The sequence below is a fragment of the Azospirillum formosense genome, from assembly GCF_013340925.1.
Lineage (GTDB): Bacteria > Pseudomonadota > Alphaproteobacteria > Azospirillales > Azospirillaceae > Azospirillum > Azospirillum formosense.
Genome location: NZ_WHOR01000394.1, coordinates 1 through 3,904, shown reverse-complemented (window position 1 = coordinate 3,904; position 3,904 = coordinate 1). Strand labels below are relative to the sequence as shown.

Annotated in this window: 3 protein-coding genes; all 3 read left to right on the top strand. The window is 70.5% G+C overall.

Annotated features, from left to right (window positions below; translation table 11 throughout):
- Nucleotides 1-1,104: glycosyltransferase family 2 protein (locus GBZ26_RS27985; RefSeq protein ID WP_425599369.1), on the top strand; the 1,104-nt coding region annotated here is incomplete at its 5' end.
- Nucleotides 1,101-2,792 (top strand): glycosyltransferase family 39 protein, encoded by a 1,692-nt coding sequence (locus GBZ26_RS27980; protein WP_174441601.1) that lies wholly within the window; start codon nt 1,101-1,103, stop codon nt 2,790-2,792. The genes GBZ26_RS27985 and GBZ26_RS27980, both read left to right, overlap by 4 nt.
- A gap of 156 nt (nt 2,793-2,948) precedes the next feature.
- A partial coding sequence (locus tag GBZ26_RS27975; RefSeq protein WP_174441600.1) for a serine hydrolase occupies nt 2,949-3,904 on the top strand: 956 nt, incomplete at its 3' end.

Below are 3,904 nucleotides of genomic sequence, written 5' to 3'. Positions count from 1 at the left end.
CCCACACCCGCCCCCATCACCGGTGACGCCGCTTCCGCCCCGAAGCCGTCGCGCTCCGCCCGCACGAAGCGGGGGCGCTTGTCGGTGGTGATCCCCTTCTACAACGAAGGCCCCAACATTGCGGCGTTGTTCGAGCGGCTGGTGCCCGTGCTCGACCGGCTGGACGCGGAGTGGGAGGTGGTCTGCGTCAACGACGGCAGCCGCGACGACACGCTCGACCGCCTGCTGGACGTCCATGACGCCGACCCGCGGGTCAAGGTGGTCGACCTGTCGCGCAACTTCGGCAAGGAACTGGCCCTGTCGGCCGGGCTGCGCCACACCACCGGCGACGCCGTGGTCCCGATGGACGCCGACCTTCAGCACCCGCCGGAGCTTCTGCCGCAGTTCCTCGCCAAATGGCGCGAGGGCTACGACGTGGTCGTCGCCGTGCGCCACGCGCGGGTGGGGCAAAGCCTGAAGCACCGGATGTTCGCCCGCGCCTTCTACTGGATCTTCGACAACCTGTCGGAGGTCAAGCTGCCGCGCGAGGTCGGCGACTTCCGGCTGATGGACCGGCGGGTGGTCGACGTCATCAACCGCATGCCCGAACGCACGCGCTTCATGAAGGGCATCTTCGCCTGGGTCGGCTTCCGTCAGGCCAGCATCCCCTACCAGCAGGGGGAGCGCGCCGGCGGCGACACCAAATGGGGCTTCCTGAAGCTGCTCAGCCTGTCCTTCGACGGGCTGACCGCCTTCTCCACCTTCCCGTTGCGGGTGTGGAGCCTGGTTGGCATGGCAATCTCCGGCTTCGCCTTCGTCTACATCCTGCTGCGCCTGCTGCGCACCCTGATCTACGGCATCGACGTGCCCGGCTATGAATCGCTGCTGGCTGCGGTGCTGTTCATGGGCGGCATCCAGCTCGTCACGCTGGGGGTCATCGGCGACTATCTGGGCCGCGTGTTCAACGAGGTGAAGGGGCGCCCCCTCTACATCGTCCGTTCGGCGCACGGTTTCGAGGATGAGGCCGCGGTTCCGGCATCCAATTTAGCAGCCAGTCCGGGGGCCAATCCGGGGGCCAACGCAGGCGCTTGGCGCCGGCCCGGAAGCGAGGACCGCCCTTCATGAGCCTGATGCCGCCGCTCGGCCTGAATCCCCTTGGGGCGAGTCCCCCGGCGGGCGCCTTGGCGCAACGCCGCGCCGGCGCCCTGTGGGACGACATGGCGCGCGCGCTTCTGCTGTGCCTGATCATCCTCGCCGCGCTGACCTTCCGGAACTACGGGATCAGCACCGACGAGGAGGTGCAGCACATCTACGGCAAGAAGCTACTGTCCTTCTACCTGTCCGGCTTCACCGACCGGTCGGCCTTCCATTTCAAGGACCTGTACCTGTATGGCGGGCTGTTCGACCTGGTGACCGCCCTGGTGGTCCCGATCTCGCCGTTCGAGGAGTACGAGACGCGCCACCTGCTCTGCGCCCTGGTCGGGGTGGTGGGCATCGCCGGCTGCTGGCGCTACGCGCGGCTGCTGGCCGGGCCGCGGGCGGGCTTCCTGGCGGCGGCGCTGCTGGCTCTGTCCGGCGTCTATTACGGCGCCATGTTCAACAACACCAAGGACGTGCCCTTCGCCGCGGGCATGGTGTGGACGCTCTATTTCGCCACCCGCATCATCGGCCAGATGCCGGCGCCGCGCCGCAGCGCCGTGCTGAAGTTCGGGCTGGCGCTGGGGCTGACCCTGTCGATCCGTGTGGGTGGGGTGCTGGCCGGCTTCTACCTCGCAATGGCGCTGGCGCTCTATGTGGTGCTGGTGGCGTGGCAGGGTGGGTTGCGGCCGGCGCTGGGCGTCGTCCGGCGCTCCGTGCCGCCCCTGCTGCCGGCCATTCCGCTGGCCTACGCGGTGATGGCGCTGTTCTGGCCCTGGGCGGTGCAGAAGCCGCTGAACCCGCTGGAGGCGCTGCGCGTCGTCTCGCACTTCCCCATCGACATCCAGACGCTGTTCATGGGGCAGATGGTCAGCTCCGCCGCCCCGCCGGCGCTCTACCTGCCGGTCTATCTGGGGGTGAAGCTGCCGGAGGCGGTGCTGCTGGGCACCCTGGCCGCGGTGGTGCTGGCCGTCCTGTGGGTGGTGCGCGGCGGTTGGCGGAGTGCGGACGGCGCCTTCGGGGCGGTGCGCTGGGTGCCGCTGGCGCTGGCGGCCTTCCTGCCGGTGATCCTGTTCATGCTGATGCGCCCGTCCGTCTACAACGGCATCCGCCATTTCCTGTTCGTGGCGCCGCCGATGGCGGTGCTGGCCGGCATCGCCTTCGACCGGCTGTGGAGCGGCGCCGAGGCGCTGGGCAGGCGTACGGGGCAGGCGTACGGGGCGGCGGCCATCGCGGTGGCCGTGCTGTACGCTTGGCAGCTCGGCGCCATGCACCCGAACCAGTACGTCTACTACAACCAGTTCGCCGGCGGGCTGAAGGGCGCCGAGGGCCGGTTCGAGCTGGATTACTGGGGCAACTCCCAGCACGAGGCGCTGGCCGAGTTGGTCTCCCTGGTGGAGCGCGAGAACGGCGGCAAGGCGCCGCCGCGCCAGTACACCCTGTCGGTCTGCGGCAACACGCTGGCCGTACGCTTCGAGCTGCCGCCTTGGCTGAAGCTGGTCAACGGCACCGGCCTGGACTGGCGCAAGGCCGACTTCTTCATGGCCTTCACCCAGGTCAAGCAGTGCCCCAGCCTGCTGGGCGGCCAGCCGATCATCGAGATCGCCGCCGACGACGTGCCCCTGACCATCGTGAAGGACCGCCGCCCCCCGCTGGCGGAAATTCCCACCGAGTAAAATCCGGCCGAATAAGCCGCTCCTCACCGGTCTAACCCGCCCGGCGCGGTCTGCTCCGTTGGCGTGATGTCCGTCCGCGGGCGTACCGGCGGGCAGGACCGCTTCCCACTCTTCCGTCAGCGCGCTCATTCCGCGCGCCGATGACGGAGGGTGAGGATGCGGGGGCCGGTGCTCGGTGTCGTGTCGTTTCTTGCGCTCACCGTCTGGGCGACGGCCCCGGCTCCGGCGGACGCGGTGGCCCCGGACCATCTGCGGGAGGCGGTGACGGCGCTAGCCGACCGCCGTCTGGCGGAGGCGGGGGCTGGCAGCATCGTCGTCGGGGTGATCCGCGACGGGCGCAGCCTCGTCGTCGGGCGCGGCGACAGCGGGCGGCCCGACGGCGGCCCCCCGGACGGGCGGACCCTGTTCCAGATCGCCTCGCTCACCAAGCCCTTCACCGGCACCATCCTGGCGGAGCTGATCCGCGCCGGGCGCGTCGCCCCGACCGACCCGCTGGCCCGCCATCTGCCCAAACCGGTCCACGCGCCCGACTTCGACGGCACGCCGATCCGCCTGCTCGACCTTGCCACCCACACGGCGGGGCTGCCCAACGTGCCGGAGACGCCGCGCTTTTCCTGGAGCCGGCTGGAGGATCCGCGCAACCCCTACAAGCCGCTGACGCGGGAGGAGGTGGGGGCGTGGCTGTCCGGCTTCAGCCTGACGGTGCCGCCGGGCACGCGCTTCCGCTATTCCAACGTCGGCATGGCGGTGCTGGGGGAGGCGCTGTCCACCGCGTCGGGCATTCCCTACGAGACCCTGTTGAGGCGGGTGGTCACCGACCGCTTCGCCATGACCGACACCACGCTGGCGCCCAATGCCGGGCAGCGCGCCCGCAAGGCGGTGGGCCACGCCCGCGGGCAGGTGGTTCCCGATTGGGAGGCGCCGGCGATGCAGCCCTCCTTCGGCCTCTACTCCACCGCCGACGACCTGCTGCGCTGGCTGCGCGCCAACATGGGCGACTGCACCGGCCTGGGAAAGGCCGCCTGCGACGACGAGACCGCCGCGACGCTGGCGCTCGCCCAGTCGGTGCAGGTGGACGGACGGGCGCTGCGCGATCCGGGGGCGCTGGGGCA

What these genes read in the sequence shown, in the direction of transcription:
- GBZ26_RS27980 (WP_174441601.1), top strand. Translation starts at nt 1,101, where the DNA reads ATGAGCCTGATGCCGCCGCTCGGCCTGAATCCCCTTGGGGCGAGTCCC.